Raw genomic sequence first — 14,444 nt, forward strand, 5'->3', positions numbered from 1 at the left:
CAGCCACCCAGGTGACACGGCGGCCAGCGCCCACGTCGGCGAGAGGCGAGCGGCGAGCGGCCCGGCCTCAGCGGAAGAACGCTCGCAGCACGGCGGCGGTCTCGGCCTCCAGCACCCCGCCGTAGACCTCGGGGCGGTGGTTGAGCCGGCGGTCACGCAACACGTCCCAGAGCGATCCAGCTGCGCCGGTCTTGGGCTCCCACGCGCCGAAGACGACGGTGGAGACCCGGGCCAGCACCAGCGCACCAGCGCACATGGTGCACGGTTCGAGGGTGACCACCAGGGTGCAGCCGTCCAGCCGCCACCGGCCGACCTGCTCGGCACCTCGGCGCAGGGCCAGCACCTCGGCATGGGCGGTGGGGTCGCCGGTCAGCTCCCGCTCGTTGCGCCCGATGGCCAACTCGGTCCCGTCCGGCCCGTAGAGCACCGCGCCCACCGGCACGTCGTCCACATCCGTGGCACCGGTGGCAGCGTCGGCAACGCCCGTGACGGCGACCTCCAGGGCGCGGCGCATCCACAGCTCGTGCCGCTGCCGCCGGCCGACTTCGCCCGGGTCGGCCAGGCCCTCGTGGGCGCCCGGGCCGGCGTGGCCCACCGCACCGGGGGTCGGCTGCCCGGGCCGGATCGACTCCAGCGACGGATCGGTGGCGTCGGCCGGCTCAGACCTCACGCAGCTCCTCGACCTCGTCGACGCAGCCGAGCACCTGGCAGATCTCGGCGGTGACGTCCGCCGGCATCATGCCCTCGTGCGTACACAGGGTCAGCAGCTTCTGCGCGGAGATGCCCAGGTTGGCCAGCAGGTCGGCATCGCCCACCGGGTCGGCCTCCGGGTCGACGACGGGCTGCTCGCTCTCCTCGTCACCACTCGTCACCGGGCGCGGCTCCTCGTCGCCGTCGAGCCCGGTGACCGAGGTCTTCAGGTCACCGACCAGCAGCGAACCAAGAGGGGACTCCTCGGCGAACGCGGAGTCCGAACCGAACACCCGCAGGTCGTCGCCCTCGTCGAGACGAAGGACCACCAGATAGGCGTCATCGGCCTCGACGAACAACAGCGACACGTCGGCCTCCAGGTCGACGTCACGCAGTCGGTCAGCGACCTCGTCGATGTCGGTGGCGCCACGCAGGCTGACCTCGGCGGCGGTCCAGCCACTGTCGTCGCGCACCACGGCCGCAGCGAAGTACGACACGGTCCCCCCAATAGCCCCTCGGCACAACGCCGACCCGTTACGCGTGCACGTTAGCCGGTCGGGTCGGCAGGCGACCGGTCAACGCCCCGAAGCGCCGGTCATTCCTGACAAAGTCGGATCAGCCGACGACCCGACGGCGGGTGGCGATGAGCTGGCGCAGACGCTCGGTGCGCTGCCGCTGCGGTCGGCTGCGCTGACGGACCGCGCGGGCGCCCGCCAACTCGGCCAACAACTGAAGGCGGCGGCGGGTGCGATCCGGGTCCTGTCGCGGGGTGGTCCAGGCCATAGTGCCGAGCGTGCCGAGTCTCGGCGGCCACGTCAAGACGGCGTTCGCTACGCAGCCAACCGGGCACACGGCGCAGTCATGGACACTCGTTTCGGAGCCGTTTCGGCACTGTCACGGGAGCAGTCGGTGACGCAGTCGGCGGTCACCACAACGGCCAGTCACCGCTGGTTCCCCAGCGGACCGCCAGCACGGCGGCGGCGATGCTCCAGCCTCCCGCCGTGACGATGGCGACCCCGGTGGCGACCCCTCGGTCGCCATAGCGGACCAGCACCAGGGCGGTCAGCCACGCCAGCAGACCGGCCACCACCGTCCACCACGCGTAACTGGCCACATCGGTGCCGAGCAGCCCGAACAACAGGAACCAACCGGCCGCCGCGCCGCCGCCAGCGGCGACACCACCGCCGGTGACCGGGTGCGGCTCGCGGTAGGTGGGCCGGGCCGGCGGGCCGGCGGGGAAAAGACCCGAGGGGATACGCGCCACCGGGCGGACGAAGGCACCGGGATCCGAGCCAGGTTCTGGTCGGGCGATGGTCACCGTCGCTGCCCTCCCTCACGCGCGTCGCTCGTGCCCACGGTACCGGCTCTGCCAGGATGACCGGATGCCGTCGCCGACGATCGGCCGCCGCGCGCGTCCGGCGTACCCGATCCTGCTGCTGCTCGTCCCGGTGCTGGCCGCCGGCTGCGCGACGACCCGGCCGGGGGTGCCGGCCGACGGCGCCGCGCCCACGCCGCCGGCGGTCTGGGCGACCGCCGAGCAGCCGGCGGCACCGTCGCCGTCGGCTGCCACCCCGACCCCGGCCTCGACACCGTCGTCCGCCGGGCCGTCGGCGACGGCACCGCGCGCCGGGCTGCGGCATGTCTTCCCGGTACGCGCCGGCAACGTCGACTACCACCCGACGCACGGGGCATATCCGGCCACGGATCTCTTCGCCGACTGTGGTGAACCGTTCGTCGCGGTGACCGACGGGACGGTGCTGGAGGTGAGTCGGGTCGACCGGTACTCGAAGCGAGGGCCGCAGGGCCCGGAGAACGGCGGTCTGTCGGTCTCCCTGCTCGGCGACGACGGGGTGCGCTACTACGGCTCGCACCTGAGTGCCGTGTCCGGCGGGGTCGACGCCGGGGTGCGGGTCCGCGCCGGGCAGCAGCTCGGCAAGGTGGGGCGCACCGGCAACGCCAACAACGTGTGCCACGTGCACTTCGGCATCTCGCCGCCGTGTGCGGGCAAGGACGGTTGGTGGATTCGGCGCGGGGTGCTCTGGCCGGCCCGCTACCTGGATTCCTGGCGACGCGGCGGCAATCGGGAACCGGCCACCGAGGTCACCGCGTGGCAGCGCAAACACGGCTGTCCGAAGGCTCCCTGACCGGCGCGGCACCGACTAGGTTCGGTGGGATGAAGGCCCGGGACCCCATCGCCGACCTGCGCCGGATCGCGTTCCTGTTGGAGCGTGCGAACGAGGCCACCTATCGGGTCCGGGCGTTCCGGTCGGCGGCGAAGGCGCTGGCCGGCCTGCCTGCGACCGAGGTGGCCGACCGGGCCGGCAACGGCACGCTCACCGAGCTGGCCGGGGTTGGTGACGTCACGGCCCGCTGCGTGGCGGAGTCGCTGGCCGGTGAGGAGCCGGTCTACCTGCGGCGGTTGGTGGCGACCGAGGGCAGCGACCTGGATGCCGAGGCGACGGCGCTACGCGCCGCTTTGCGGGGCGACTGCCACACCCATTCGGACTGGTCCGACGGCGGCTCGCCGATCGAGGAGATGGCGCTGGCCGCTGTGGAGTTGGGCCACGAGTACCTGGTGCTGACCGACCACTCGCCACGACTGACGGTGGCCCGGGGCCTGACCGCGGCCCGGCTGCGCCGGCAACTCGACCACGTCGCGCAGGTCAACGCGGCGCTGCCCGAGGGTTTCCGGATCCTCACCGGGATCGAGGTGGACATCCTCGCGGACGGCTCACTCGACCAGGACGACGAGCTGCTGGCCCGGCTGGACGTGGTGGTCGGGTCGGTGCACAGCAACCTCAAGGACGAGCGGTCGAAGATGACCCGTCGCATGCTGACCGCGGTCGCCAACCCGCACCTGGACATCCTCGGCCATGTCACCGGTCGGATGGTGTCGTCCCGCCCGGCCGGAGTGACCGGCCCGGGCGACCGGGGTCACCGGGCCCGGACCCGGGCGGAGAGCGATTTCGACGCGGACGCGGTCTTCGCCGCCTGCGCCGAGCACGACACCGCCGTCGAGATCAACTCTCGGCCGGAGCGCCAGGATCCACCGAAGCGGCTGATCCGCCGCGCGCTGGAGGCGGGCTGTCGGTTCGCCATCAACACCGACGCCCACGCGCCCGGCCAGCTCGACTGGCAACGGTTCGGCTGCGAACGGGCCGCCCTCTGCGGCGTCCCCGCCGACCGGGTGGTCAACACCTGGTCCGCCGAGCAACTCGTGGACTGGACCCACAACCACGCCTGACCTGGACGCCCCGCCCGCCCCCTTCCGCGGGCCGGCCGGCGGTGACCGGCCCTCCAGGGACCAACCCCTCCCAGCCGCTGCCCCGGCGGCACGGCGGGCCTCAGTGGCGGACCGGCTCGGCGGCGGGTGCTGCGGGCGCGCCGACCCCGACCACCGGCCGGGGCTGTCGGCGGCCGAACACGCCCTGCGAGACCGCGACCCCGAGCAATACGATCAACGCGCCGACCGGTTGGTGCCAGTTGAGGCGTTCGTCGAGCGCCACGGCGCCGATCAGCACCGCAAAGATCGGGATCAGGTACGTGACGGTGGAGGCGGTGCTCGCGCCAGCCACCCGGATGTTGCGCATGTTGATCACGAAAGCGAGCCCGGTGCCGAGCGCGCCGAGGGTCAACACGCTGGCCACCACTCCCGCCGACAGCTCGGTGGGCAGCGGCGGCATGCCGGCGACGAACGGGGTGACGATGGCCAGTTGCCCGGCGGCGAGCAGCAGCTGCGCGGCGGACAGCGACAGGCCGGAGTGCGCACTGCCGGCGACGAACCGCTTCTGGTACGGGATGGCGACGCCATAGCAGGCGGCCGCACCGAAGCACATCAGCTGGCCGGTGAAGTGGGCCCCACCGATGCCCTCCCATACCCCGAGCACCACCAGCACACCGAGGAAGCCCAGCCCGAGCCCGACCGCACGGCGCACGGTCAGCCGCTCGGTGCGGAAGACCAGGACCGCCAACGGCAGCACGATCAGCGGCGTGGTGGCGTTCCAGATGCCGGCCAGCATCGACTCGACCCGCTGCTCGCCGTAGCCGAAGAGGGTGAACGGCACTGCCACACCGAACGCGGCGACGACGCTCAGGTGTGCCCAGACGCGAGGCTCTCGGGGCAGCCGGTCGCGCAGCATGGCGAGGACGACGAGCAGGGTCAACGCGCCGGCGACGACCCGGTAGAGAGTGAGCTGGACCGGGTGCAGCTCGGCCACCCCGACCTTGATGAAGAGAAAGCTGGAGCCCCAGATCGCGGCGAGGGCGACGAAGCCTGGCAACCAGGAACGGATTGGCGCTTTGTCAGGAGTGGTATCGGCGTTCACCCCTGACACTCTGCCGTAGCGCTCCGACAATGTCGCACGCCTTTTCGGACGTCACACGCTGCCGGAACCTGTTGCTGAACACGACAAACGTCATCGACACGGGGGCGGGGTGGTCACGTAGTGTCGCAGCGTGGGACGAATCGATGAACTAGCCAACCGATACGTGGCCGAGTGGGCGCCCTTGAGCCCCACCGGCGCGACCTTCGTCGGCATCGCCGGCCATGACGACCAACTCGACGACCTCTCGCCCGAGGGTTACCGGGCGCGTGCGGACCTCACCCGCCGGACTCTCGCCGACCTGGAGGTGACCGAGCCGGCAACCGAGTTGGAGCGGACCGCCAAGGAGGCCATGCAGGAAAGGCTCGGTCTGGACCTGGCCCGGTACGACGCCGGCGAGGTGACCAGCGAGGTCAGCGTCATCACCAGCGGGCTGCACGAGATCCGCATGGTCTTCGACCTGATGCCGACCGCGACGGCCGACGAGCAGGCCAACATCGCGGCCCGGCTCAACGGCTTCGCCGGCGCGCTGGAGGGCTACAAGACCACGCTGCGCGAGGCGCTCGCCGCCGGTCAGGTCAGCTCGAAGGTGCAGCTGGTCGAGGTGGCCAAGCAGTGCGACATCTGGGTCGACCCGACCGGGGACAACTTCTTCCACGGGCTGGTCGAGCGGCTGGACGCGGAGGGCTCGCTCGGCGCGGAGCTGCGTAGGGGTGCGGCGGCGGCGACCGCGGCGACCGCCGAGTTCGGCCAGTTCCTGCGTACCGAGATGGCCCCGCACGGGCGGGACAAGCAGGCCGCTGGCCGGGAACGCTACGAGCTGGCCTCGCAGTACTTCCTCGGCGCCAAGGTCGACCTGGACGAGACGTACGCCTGGGGTTTCGCGGAGCTGGCCCGCCTGGAGGCGGAGATGCGGGTCGTCGCCGGGCGCATCGCCGGGTCCGGCGCCACCGTCGACGAGGCCGTGGCCCGGTTGGACGCCGACCCGGCCCGGACCATCCAGGGCAAGGAGGCGTTCCGGGACTGGATGCAGGAGCTCGCCGACAAGGCGATCACCGAGCTGAACGGCACCCACTTCGACATCCCGGAGCAGGTCCGCCGCATCGAGTGCTGCCTCGCCCCGACCAGCGACGGCGCCATCTACTACACCGGCCCGAGTGAGGACTTCTCCCGCCCGGGCCGGATGTGGTGGGCGGTGCCGCAGGGCATCAGCGACTTCTCCACCTGGCGGGAGGTGACCACCGTCTTCCACGAGGGCGTGCCGGGTCACCACCTCCAGGTGGCACAGACCGCCGTCCGGGCCGACCTGCTCAACCGCTGGCAGCGGCTGCTCTGCTGGGTCTCCGGGCACGGCGAGGGCTGGGCGCTCTATTCCGAGCGGCTGATGGACGAGCTGGGCTACCTGGAGGATCCGGGCGACAAGCTGGGCATGCTCGACGGTCAGGCGATGCGCGCGGCGCGGGTGATCGTGGACATCGGCATGCACCTGGAGCTGGAGATCCCGAAGGACAACCCGTTCGGCTTCCACCCGGGTGAGCGGTGGACGCCCGAGTTGGGCTGGGAGTTCATGCGGGCGCACTGCCGGGTGCCGGACGAGAACCTGCGCTTCGAGCTGAACCGCTACCTGGGTTGGCCGGGGCAGGCCCCGTCGTACAAGGTCGGTGAGCGGATCTGGCTCCAGGCCCGCGAGGACGCCAAGGCCCGCAAGGGCGCGGATTTCGACCTTCGCGAGTTCCACCGGCAGGCGTTGGACCTGGGCGCGCTGGGCCTCGACCCGCTGCGCCGGGCGCTGGCCCGGCTCTGAGCCGCTGACGGTTCCGGGTGCTGGCGGTGCGAACGAGCCGCCAGCACCCGGAGCCATCGGGGCGGATGTGTCGTTCAGCCGAGGGCAAGCGCCAAAGACGGCCGGGCGGTCAGCGTGTCACTGGTGACGTACGCCAGGTCCATGACCGGGTCGGTGAACGTGATCGAGATCGGCAGGGTGACCGGGATCCCGTCCGGCAACGGCAGGTCCGGCGTCAGGGTGAGCTTGATGCCGAGCAGCTTGCCGACGAACCGGGTGGAGTAGAAGGCCACGTTACCGCGGACGGTCAGCCGGTCGGTCTTGTACCGCTGGGTGCGCCCGTCGGGGCCGTCGGCGACCAGCAGGAAGTCGTCGGTCACCGCCTCCCGCATGCTGAACTTCAGCACCTTGAGGCTGCCCTTCTCGGTCTGCAGCTCGGTGGTCCCGTCGAACCGCAGCCCCGTCATGGTGACCTTGGAGCCGGTGAGCTTGGACGGCGTCTGGCCCACCATTGGCAGATTGGGGTCGGCGGCGATGCGGGGCAGCGGTTTACCCGGCTCCGCTTTCTCTGGCTTGTCTGGTGTCGTGGCCCCGGGCTTGCCCGACCCGCCCGGTTTCGGTGACGGGCAGGCCGTGGAGCCGGGACGGGCCGTCGGCGTGGCTGTCGGCTTCGCCGACGCGCTGGCGGTCGGGGTAGCCGACGGCGTCGCGGCCTTCTCGCCGCGGCCACCGGTGAACAGGTCCCCGATGCCGTCCAGGATGTCGGTGATGATGTTGCCGTCCCGCTCCGGGCTGGCGCTCGGTGTCGGGGTCGGCGTCCCGGTGGGAGTGGTGGGGCTGGGCGACGGCGTGACAGAGCCGGACGGGCTCGGGCAGGCGGTCGCGGCGGGTCGGGTCGGTGCGGCCTGCACCGCTCTGGGCTGGGTGGCCAGGCCGGCCGCAGCGAGGCCCAGCACCAGCAGCGCAACTCCGAACACCCGCGGATCAGCGGAACGTCCCGGCCACTCGGGGGGTGCGCCCACGTCGGTCGCGCCGCCCGCCGGGCGATCCACCGGCTCGTCGGCCGCGTCGACCTGCTCGACTCCGATCCGCTCCGTGTCGAGCCGCTCGACTCCGCTCTGCTCGGCGTGGCCCTGACCCGCGTCCGCCTGATCCGCGCCAGGCTGATCCGCCACCGCCTGGCCCGCATCGACCTGGTCGGCGAGGGGCAGGTCCGTGTCGGACAGGTCGGTGTCGGACAGTTCGGCGGCGGCTGGCGCGGGTCGGGTCGGGGTCCAGGCGAACGCGAGCGCGCTGCCGACGATGCCGAGCAGCAGACCGACGAAGAAGCCGCCGAGGTTGAGCCCGATCAGCGAGTAGACCGTTGTGACCGCCGCGACGACCGAGTAGAACAGCCGCTGCGCCGGGCTCAACCAGAGCAGCAGGGCGCAGGTCACCAGGATGACCGGGATCAGGAGCGAGAGCAGACCGGTGGCTCCGCTGTGGAAGCTCAGGCCGTTGATCGTCATCCGGGTGGAGGCGAACATCGCCACCCCGGCCAGGGCGATGAAGAGGCCACCCCAGAACGGTCGGCTCCGCTGCCAGCGGCGGAAGGTCTGCCACGCCTGGGCCGTGCCGCCGGGCCGGGTGTGGGACGCGTTGGCGGTTGTCACGTACTCCTCCTGGCGGAGCGGGGACGGGGACGTGGACGTGGCCTGCGGTGGTCGGCCACCGCGGGCCCCGGCTCACCTCAGAAGCACTCCTTGCCCTTGGCCTTGTCGCCCACGTTGACCTTCAACCGGAGTCCGACCAGGTTGAAGGTGGCCGCCGTGGTGTACCGGGACACCTGCTGCAGGTTCGTGATGGTGACGTGGTCGGAGTTCTGGCCGAACGAACCCTTCTGCGCCGTCGCGTTCAGGTCGGTCGCGTCCCGGCCAATCTTGATGTTGGTGAACGTCGCGTTGCCGTCGAGCGAGTCCATGGCGATCAGCAGGTCCTTGGCCCGGGCAGGCTCCTTGCCCTCACCGGCGTTGATGGTGAGAACCACAGGCAGGCCAGGCAGGTCAGAGCGGATGGACTGGCAGAGGTTGTAGAGCTCTGCGCTGCTGATCTCGGCGACGGCGATCGGGTGGGTCCTGCCGTCCTCACCCTTCTCGCGCACGATGCCGCCGTACTGCTTGAAGCCGTCGCCCTCAAGGCGGGCCGCGCCGATCTTGAACGTCTGCCCGGACACGGTGACGTCGGACGCGATGGCGCCGGTCGACATGCCGAACAGGATGGCGCCGACGGCGGCGGTGGCGGGGACCGCCATGGCGACGAACCGCCGCCACCGGGTACGACCCTGATCCTCAAACCGAGCCTGCACGGGTTCCTCCTCAGGTGGCCGGTCCCGCACTGGCGGCCCGCACCGGGCCCGTCATGTGTTACCGGCGGGTAACGATCGAGCCTGATCGTGCACCCGTTGCGGCGCGGCTCACAACCCCCTGGCCATCCGGCGGCAACACGAGGGCGACTCAACAGCAGGCCGCCGTCACGAATCGTGGAATTTTCGGTGTGGACAGAAACCTCGGCAGGTGACAAAGACGGCATAGCCATGCCCTCCAACAACGGAGAGTGGCAGAGCATCGATGGATTACAATTAGGTAACGGATGTAAAGCACGCAATCGTGGAGAGCCGTTCGGCTCATCCCTCTCGTCCGAACATCCAGGCGATCCCGGAAACAGCGGGACCCCACCGAACGGCCGGAGGTCCTAGGGTTTCGACGTGCAACTGAACGACGTGCGACGCGACTGGACCAAGCTCGGAGCTGAAGATCCGCTCTGGGCCGTACTCGTTGAGCCCGGCAAACGCGGCGGACGGTGGGACGTGGAGGAGTTCCTGGCCACGGGCCGCACCGACGTCGAGGAGACGTCCGGCCAACTTCGCCAACTCGGCCTGCCCACCCGCTGGGAGCGGGTGCTCGACTTCGGCTGCGGCGTCGGGCGACTGTCTCAGGCCCTCGCCCCACACGCGGACGAGGTCGTCGGTGTGGACATCGCTCCGACCATGCTGGAGGCCGCCCGGCGACTCAACCGGAGCGCCGAGAACATCCGGTTCGTCCTCAACGACGCACCGGACCTGAGCCAGTTTCCCGACGGCCACTTCGACCTGGTCTACAGCGCCCTGGTGTTGCAACACCTGCCGCGCCCCGCCATCGATCACTATCTGGCCGAGTTCCTGCGCGTGTTGCGGCCGGGCGGCATCGCCGTCCTGGGGCTGCCAACCGAGCCGGGGCGTACGGCCAGGGGCATCGTCTGGCATCTGGCGCCGTCCCGCCTGATCAGCTGGGCACAGTGCCACCTGCTCAATTATCCGGCGCCGATGAAAATGACTGTCGTACCACACGCCGACATGGTGCGGCTCATGGCCGCACATGGCGGGGAGATCGTCGGGCAGTGGCGCGATCTGCTGTACAGCGAAGACTGGGTCTGCATGCGGTACGCGGTACGCCGCGCAGGGCATCCGAGGCAGGAGCCGCTCCACGACTGAGGGGTGGTCCGCATTGCGGCCCACCCCTCGGTCGTGCTTCCTGTCGTACCCCTTAGCGCTGCTCCACCTCGCCGTGCGCCGGGCGCTGGGCCGGCACCGTCGGGTCCTCGGACTTCCAGTTCGTCGACGCCGGCGGGATCTCGTCGGTCAGTGGACCGCCTGCGGGCTCGGTCCTGGGCTGCTCGGCGGTCTCCGCGTCGCGCACCGGTTCCTGGTCCACCCGGGTCTGAGTCGGGTCGGCACCGGGTGCCACAGCCGGGTCGGCGCGGTGCCGGGCGGCACCGTCGTTGGTCCGCGTCACCAGCCATACGCCGACGACCAGGGCGATCAGACCAAGGACACCGGCGGCGATCGGGCCCCAGAAACTGATCAGGCCGATCTTGAAGCGGTTGTCCTTGACCGTCTCGACACTGCGGCTGACCGTGTCGTCGTTGTAGTTGAAGTCCGCGTCGAGCAGCACCGTGGCGGTGCCGGTGTCTGGGCGCAGCTCCTTGTTCTGCTGTTCCCGGACGTTCACGTAGGAACCCGTCACCGGGTCGATCCAGAGCGTACGGGTGTTGCTGTAGACGATCTGGCCGCTGGTGGCGCCGGGGGCAAACCGGCCCAGAAGCGGCTTGAGGCTCGCCTCCGGGGTGTTCAGCACCTCGTTCTCGATCCGCTGCTCGAAGCGGTATGCCTCGATGCCCTTGATCTTTTCCGTGCCGATGAACTTCGCCGGGACGGCCCGCTTCAGGTCACGGTCGAAAACCTGGTAGTCCCGCTTGCCGGCGCCGAACGGGAACTTGTAGATCTGGCCGGAGTAATTCACGTTCCCGACCGGAGTCTGCTCCGCGCCGCTCTCGTTGAGCCACTGCTCCTTCCACGGGGCGGCCGCACCGGAGATCCGGTAGAGGGCCAACTCGGTGCTGTACTGGCTGACCACGTCCGGGGTGTCGGCACGCCTGACCGTCTGGTAGACGTCCCAGATCACCGCGTCACCCTTGAGTTCCTTGGGTAGCCGGTCCCTCGTGTCGTCCGGCTGAGGAATGACCTCGACGCTGGAGACGAGGTCACCTTGCAGGACCTCGATGCTCACCGACTCGCCGACGCGAGTGAGCTTCAGGAACTTGGCGTTCTTTGCCTCCGCGACGGACGTCGTTGGTTCAAGATCATAAGGGAGCTTGGTCACGGAGGGGGCCACATAGAACGGCAGCCCAGCCGCGAAGACCAGCAACAAAACACCGAGCCCGAATAGCGCGGCGCCCACGCGAAGCTTCACTCATCCTCCTGTAACCTGCCGCCCTACGACCTGTTGTCCGGGGCACCCGATCCTTAACATGGCGGGAGGTTACTCCCCGGTCACCTTCGAAAGCGACCCCCTGGATGTCCAGATGTCCACAGCCGCCGCGCCAATAGTTCCGCAGACTTCGGCAACCGATCGACTCCCCGCCCTCGATGCGCTGCGAGCAATTGGCGCCGTGGCGGTCGTCGGTCACCACGTCGGGTTCCAGACCGCCGCCACCATGAACACCACGTGGGGCGGCTGGCTGGCCCGGCTCGACGTCGGCGTTGCCATCTTCTTCGTGCTCTCCGGATTCCTGCTGTTCCGACCGTGGGCCCTGAACGCCGCGACGGGACAGGCCCGACCGCGCGCCGGACGGTACCTCTGGCGGCGGGCCCTACGAATCCTGCCGGCCTACTGGCTGGCCGTGCTGGTCTGCCTGTTCGTCCTGCCGCAGAATCGGCCGGCGTCCGCCGGCGACTGGATTCGCCACCTCACCTTCACCCAGATCTACGGGCCTGGCCAGTTGCGCTCCGGGCTCACCCAGACCTGGAGTCTCGCCACCGAAGTCGCGTTCTACCTGATCCTGCCGCTGGTCGCCGTGCTCGCTGTTGGTCGGTCATGGCGTCCCGTCCGAACCGTCGTGATCGTCTGCGGGGGTTTGTTGGTGACCGCGGGATGGCTCGCCCTGATGGGGATCGGCTGGCTCGACAACGGCCTGCACACCACGTGGCTCCCCTCGTACGCGGCCTGGTTCGGCGCAGGGATGGCCATGGCCGCGGCGCACGTCGCCCTGCGCACCGGGACCGCGCCCGCCGCATTCCGCGTACTGGACGACCTCGCCTCCGCACCGATTGCCTGCTGGGCAGCGGCGGTCGGGCTGATGGCGATCGCGACGACGCCCATCGCCGGACCCCGCGACCTCGCCGGTCCGACAGCCGCCGAGTTCGCGGTCAAGCTGGCCCTGTACCTCGCGATCGCGTCGCTGATCCTGATCCCGGTGGCCTTCGGCGGGCCAACGCGGGTGAAGGAGGCCTTCGGTGCCCAGTCCGCCCGGTGGCTCGGCACCGTCTCGTACGGACTGTTCCTGTGGCACCCGCTGGTCATCGAACTCATCTACCTGATCGACGACCGACCGCTCTTCACTGGCGGGCTGTTCAACATCTTCGTACTCACCATGGTCTTCGGCCTGGTGTACGCCGCCGTCAGCTACTACGGCGTCGAGCGGCCCCTGCAGGTCCTCGGATCACAGCGTCGGAACCGACTGGCCGGGCGCGGGCAGGCATCCGATACGCCCGCCGTCGATGTGGCCGCACCGGCCCGCACGGCACCGACAGTCCCGGCGAGTACGCCGACGCCCACGGTCGGCGCGTAGCGCAGCCGATCAGCGCTGCCCCACCTGGGCATTGCCGGGCCGGCACCCCAGCCCCTAGTGTGACGCGCGTCCCTAAATTACTTGAGAGTAGGGTTCGCGTGGAGCGTCGCTTCGGCATGCCCGGACACGTGCTGTTCCTCAACTGGCGAGACACCCGTAACCCCGAGGGCGGCGGTTCCGAGGTGTACGTGGAACGGATCGCCGCCGAGTTGGTGGCGCGCGGTTTCCGCGCCACCCTCTTCTGCGCCGCCCACAGCGAGGCACCCGGCGACGAGATCAACGAGGCGGGCGTCCGGCTGGTGCGGCGCGGCGGCAGACACACCGTCTACCTCTGGGCGGCGCTCAGCTACCTGGTCGGCGCGCTGGGCGTGGGCCCGCTGTCAAGCCGTCGGGGCGGCCGGCCCGACATCCTGGTCGACGTCTGCAACGGATTGCCGTTCCTCTCCCCGCTGTGGGCACGGCGACCGGTGGTCAAGCTGATCCACCACGTGCATCGCGAGCAGTGGCCGGTGGTCCTTCCGCAGTGGGCCGCCCGGTTCGGCTGGTGGGTCGAGTCGTCGCTCGCCGTACGCGTCTACCGGCGGTGCCGGTACGTCACCGTCTCCGAGGCCACCCGCCGAGAGTTGGCGGTGCTTGGCGTACCGCCGGAGCAGGTCGCCGTGGTGCACAACGGCACGCCGGCGCTGCCCCGCACCGACGCCGAGCGGGCGCCGTTCCCGCTTCTGGTGACGCTGAATCGGCTGGTGCCACACAAGCGGGTCGAGGTGGCGTTGCGGGCGGTCGCGGCCCTCGCCGACGAGCTGCCCCAGCTGCGGCTGGTCGTCGCCGGCCAGGGCTGGTGGGAGTCGCACCTGCGTGAGCTTGCCGCGGAGCTGGACATCACCGAGCGGGTGGATTTCCGGGGCTTCGTGACGGAGGAGGAGAAAGCGGCTCTGCTCGCCTCCGCCTGGGTTGCCCTGACCCCGTCACTGAAGGAGGGCTGGGGTCTGACGATTGTCGAGGCGGGTTCCGCGGGCACGCCAACGGTCGCGTTCCGGGAAGCGGGTGGAGTCGCCGAAGCTATCGTCGACGGGCGCACCGGCCTGCTGGCCGACGACATCGACGATTACCTGGCGAAGGTGCGCACGCTTCTGCACGAGGACGAAATGCGGCGTGAGATGGGGGCGCAGGCCCGGAAGCACGCGGCGAGCTTCACCTGGCAGGCCGCGGGTGGGCACTTCGCGGACCTGCTCAACGGTGTGGAGTCGCCCCGCCCAGTGCAGCAGCGGGGCGAGCCGTCCTACCTGTCGCCGTAGACCTCGGGGGCGTACGGGTCCTTCTTTCCGGCACGCTTGGCCGCTTCCGAAACACTCTTGGCCTCGTTGGCCGCCTCTTTGTCGGTGGCGGTCGCGGCGGCCGAGAGCCCGCCGAGGGCCAGGATCCCCAGCAACGCCGCCACCATGCCGGAGACGACCAGGGTCAGAGCTCTACGCATGCCAATCCTCCAATGGCGAGACGTGCGAGCG

Annotated in this window: 15 protein-coding genes; 6 read left to right on the forward strand and 9 right to left on the reverse strand. The window is 70.3% G+C overall.

The features are described from left to right. Positions 1 to 67: 67 nt before the first annotated feature. The 4 genes from GA0070619_RS26965 to GA0070619_RS26975 form a co-directional block, all read right to left on the reverse strand. Entirely contained in the window at positions 68 to 514 is a 447-nt protein-coding gene (locus GA0070619_RS26965; RefSeq protein ID WP_172862243.1) for a nucleoside deaminase, read from the reverse strand. A 145-nt stretch (positions 515 to 659) separates the two neighbouring features. Continuing rightward, positions 660 to 1,187, reverse strand: a complete 528-nt coding sequence (locus tag GA0070619_RS26970) for a tRNA adenosine deaminase-associated protein (RefSeq protein WP_088950620.1) — start codon at positions 1,185 to 1,187, stop codon at positions 660 to 662. A gap of 118 nt (positions 1,188 to 1,305) precedes the next feature. After that, positions 1,306 to 1,473 carry a hypothetical protein gene (locus GA0070619_RS32900; protein ID WP_172862128.1) on the reverse strand — a complete coding sequence of 56 codons (168 nt, stop codon included), beginning with the start codon at positions 1,471 to 1,473 and terminating at the stop codon, positions 1,306 to 1,308. A 142-nt stretch (positions 1,474 to 1,615) separates the two neighbouring features. Continuing rightward, the gene (locus GA0070619_RS26975; RefSeq protein WP_371409844.1) at positions 1,616 to 2,008 is read right to left on the reverse strand and encodes a hypothetical protein; all 393 of its coding nucleotides are present in this window, start codon (positions 2,006 to 2,008) and stop codon (positions 1,616 to 1,618) included. 64 nt (positions 2,009 to 2,072) lie between these two features. On the opposite strand from GA0070619_RS26975, the gene GA0070619_RS26980 reads away from it, so the two are divergent. Beyond that, positions 2,073 to 2,834 (forward strand): M23 family metallopeptidase, encoded by a 762-nt coding sequence (locus GA0070619_RS26980; RefSeq protein ID WP_088950621.1) that lies wholly within the window; start codon positions 2,073 to 2,075, stop codon positions 2,832 to 2,834. 29 nt (positions 2,835 to 2,863) lie between these two features. Continuing rightward, complete coding sequence (locus GA0070619_RS26985; protein ID WP_088950622.1) at positions 2,864 to 3,934, forward strand: PHP domain-containing protein; 1,071 nt, start codon at positions 2,864 to 2,866, stop codon at positions 3,932 to 3,934. 100 nt (positions 3,935 to 4,034) lie between these two features. Here GA0070619_RS26985 and GA0070619_RS26990 read toward each other — a convergent pair whose 3' ends face one another. Continuing rightward, on the reverse strand, positions 4,035 to 5,015 hold the full coding sequence (locus GA0070619_RS26990) for a DMT family transporter (RefSeq protein ID WP_088950623.1): 981 nt from the start codon (positions 5,013 to 5,015) through the stop codon (positions 4,035 to 4,037). 130 nt (positions 5,016 to 5,145) lie between these two features. Here GA0070619_RS26990 and GA0070619_RS26995 point away from each other — a divergent pair, with 130 nt between their 5' ends. Then, positions 5,146 to 6,816 carry a DUF885 domain-containing protein gene (locus tag GA0070619_RS26995; RefSeq protein ID WP_088950624.1) on the forward strand — a complete coding sequence of 557 codons (1,671 nt, stop codon included), beginning with the start codon at positions 5,146 to 5,148 and terminating at the stop codon, positions 6,814 to 6,816. A gap of 74 nt (positions 6,817 to 6,890) precedes the next feature. Here GA0070619_RS26995 and GA0070619_RS27000 read toward each other — a convergent pair whose 3' ends face one another. Beyond that, positions 6,891 to 8,447 (reverse strand): DUF6114 domain-containing protein, encoded by a 1,557-nt coding sequence (locus tag GA0070619_RS27000; protein ID WP_088950625.1) that lies wholly within the window; start codon positions 8,445 to 8,447, stop codon positions 6,891 to 6,893. 77 nt (positions 8,448 to 8,524) lie between these two features. Continuing rightward, positions 8,525 to 9,139 carry a DUF6230 family protein gene (locus GA0070619_RS27005; protein ID WP_088952079.1) on the reverse strand — a complete coding sequence of 205 codons (615 nt, stop codon included), beginning with the start codon at positions 9,137 to 9,139 and terminating at the stop codon, positions 8,525 to 8,527. A 399-nt stretch (positions 9,140 to 9,538) separates the two neighbouring features. Between GA0070619_RS27005 and GA0070619_RS27010 the strand changes: the two genes are divergently transcribed. After that, positions 9,539 to 10,303, forward strand: a complete 765-nt coding sequence (locus tag GA0070619_RS27010) for a class I SAM-dependent methyltransferase (protein WP_088950626.1) — start codon at positions 9,539 to 9,541, stop codon at positions 10,301 to 10,303. A 52-nt stretch (positions 10,304 to 10,355) separates the two neighbouring features. On the opposite strand, the gene GA0070619_RS27015 is transcribed toward GA0070619_RS27010, so the two are convergent. After that, positions 10,356 to 11,561 carry a PorA family protein gene (locus tag GA0070619_RS27015; protein ID WP_088950627.1) on the reverse strand — a complete coding sequence of 402 codons (1,206 nt, stop codon included), beginning with the start codon at positions 11,559 to 11,561 and terminating at the stop codon, positions 10,356 to 10,358. A 112-nt stretch (positions 11,562 to 11,673) separates the two neighbouring features. On the opposite strand from GA0070619_RS27015, the gene GA0070619_RS27020 reads away from it, so the two are divergent. Together GA0070619_RS27020 and GA0070619_RS27025 are read left to right on the forward strand one after the other, a co-directional pair. Then, a complete protein-coding gene (locus tag GA0070619_RS27020; RefSeq protein WP_088950628.1) occupies positions 11,674 to 12,939 on the forward strand; it encodes an acyltransferase family protein in 1,266 nt (421 codons plus the stop codon). Between the two features lie 116 nt (positions 12,940 to 13,055). Next, the gene (locus GA0070619_RS27025; RefSeq protein ID WP_088952080.1) at positions 13,056 to 14,234 is read left to right on the forward strand and encodes a glycosyltransferase family 4 protein; all 1,179 of its coding nucleotides are present in this window, start codon (positions 13,056 to 13,058) and stop codon (positions 14,232 to 14,234) included. On the opposite strand, the gene GA0070619_RS27030 is transcribed toward GA0070619_RS27025, so the two are convergent. Continuing rightward, positions 14,219 to 14,413, reverse strand: coding sequence for a hypothetical protein (locus GA0070619_RS27030; protein WP_030328187.1), 195 nt, complete (start codon positions 14,411 to 14,413; stop codon positions 14,219 to 14,221). The two genes, GA0070619_RS27025 and GA0070619_RS27030, sit on opposite strands and share 16 nt — an antisense overlap. Positions 14,414 to 14,444: the final 31 nt, after the last annotated feature.

This window comes from Micromonospora zamorensis, assembly GCF_900090275.1.
GTDB lineage: Bacteria > Actinomycetota > Actinomycetes > Mycobacteriales > Micromonosporaceae > Micromonospora > Micromonospora zamorensis.